Here is a 1,580-nt window from a genome sequence, read left to right as displayed (position 1 = left end):
TGGAGGCGTACCACCCCTTCACCAGGCCGGCGATCCTGACGGCCTTCCTCGGCTACATCGCGGTGGCCGTCGGCATCATGTACGATCTGGGCCTGCCGTGGAACATCTGGCACACGATCTTCTTCCCCCAGTTCCGCTCCGTGCTGTTCGAGGTGGCGATGTGCGTCATGCTGTACCTCACCGTCCTCGCCCTCGAGTTCAGCCCCGTCGTCCTGGAGCACCCTTGGTTCAACCGTCCACCGTTCACGTCGATCTACGCCCTTCTGAAGAAGGCCACGATCCCGTTGGTGATCATCGGGATCGTGCTGTCCTCGCTCCACCAGTCCTCGCTCGGATCCCTGTTCCTCATCGCGCCGTACCGGCTGCACCCGCTGTGGTACAGCCCGATCATCTGGATCCTGTTCCTCGTCTCGGCGATCGGCCTGGGGCTGATGATGGTGACCGCGGAGTCCTTCTTCTCGGCATGGATGTTCGGCCACCGGCTCCGCATGAACCAGCTGGCCGGTCTCGGAAAGGCCGCGTCGGTCGTGCTGTTCCTGTACGCCATCCTGCGGCTCGGGGACCTGGCCGCGCGCGGGACACTCGGGTCCGCGTTCGACGGCTCCTGGCAGGGGAATCTCTTCCTCTTCGAGGTCGCGCTCGGCGCGCTGGTGCCGGCGACGCTCCTGGCTTTCCGCGGCGTGCGCAACAGTCCCGCGGGCCTCGCCGCGAGCGCGGCGATGACCGTCCTCGGCACGATCGGCTACCGCTTCGACGTCTGCATCGTGGCATTTTACCGCCCCGAGGGGATGTCCTACTTCCCGAGCTGGATGGAGATCGCGGTCAGCCTCGGGATCGTGGCGGGCGCCGTGCTCGTGTTCATCTTCTTCGTCGAGAGACTCAGGGTGTATCCGGAGGAGCACGAATGCGGGGAGCCCGGGGAGGAGGCCCGCCCTTCGCCGGGTCCCGTCTTCAATCCGGGCACGGTTCGGACGCTTCTTCCCCTCTCGCTTGCGGCGCCCAGGTTATACTCGATCGCCTTCATCGGCGCCGCGGCCGCCGCGATCGGCATCATCTCCGGCAACGTGCGGCACGCCGACCGGTCCGTGCATACCGCCGTCTCGGCTCAGCGCACGCTGGACGGCGTCGTCGGGCCGCCCACCGGCGGACACCTTCGCGACGTGCGCGTGTTGCAGAAAGACGTACCCGTTCCCGACGGGTGGAAGCGCATGCCGCTGTTGATGATCAACGGCAACCGCGACGATCGGCTGGTCCTCTTCCCGCACGATCTCCACATCACGAAGTTCGGAGGGCTTCCCTCCTGCGTCCAATGCCATCACAAGAACCTGCCCTTCGACAGGAACACGGCGTGTGACAAGTGCCACCGCGACATGTACAACACCACGGATATCTTCCGCCACGCTTCCCACGTGGTGAAACTCGGCGGCAACAAGGGGTGCGTCCGCTGCCACCGGGACACGAACCAGGTGAAGGATCGAGCCACCGCGACGGCCTGTTCCAAGTGTCACGCGGACGTGGCGTTGGAGGAAACCGTCGTCCACCCGAAGGAAGGGACGCAGAAGGGAGTTGCCGCCGGGTAC

Annotated in this window: 1 protein-coding gene; it reads left to right on the top strand. The window is 65.7% G+C overall.

Annotated elements, in window-relative coordinates:
• Positions 1-1,580: NrfD/PsrC family molybdoenzyme membrane anchor subunit (nrfD, locus tag VJ307_01235; GenBank protein ID HJX72750.1), on the top strand; the 1,580-nt coding region annotated here is incomplete at both ends.

It is taken from the genome of Candidatus Deferrimicrobiaceae bacterium (assembly GCA_035256765.1).
In the GTDB taxonomy this organism is placed as follows: Bacteria; Desulfobacterota; Deferrimicrobia; order Deferrimicrobiales; family Deferrimicrobiaceae; genus CSP1-8.
This window is presented reverse-complemented; position numbering and strand designations above follow the sequence as displayed.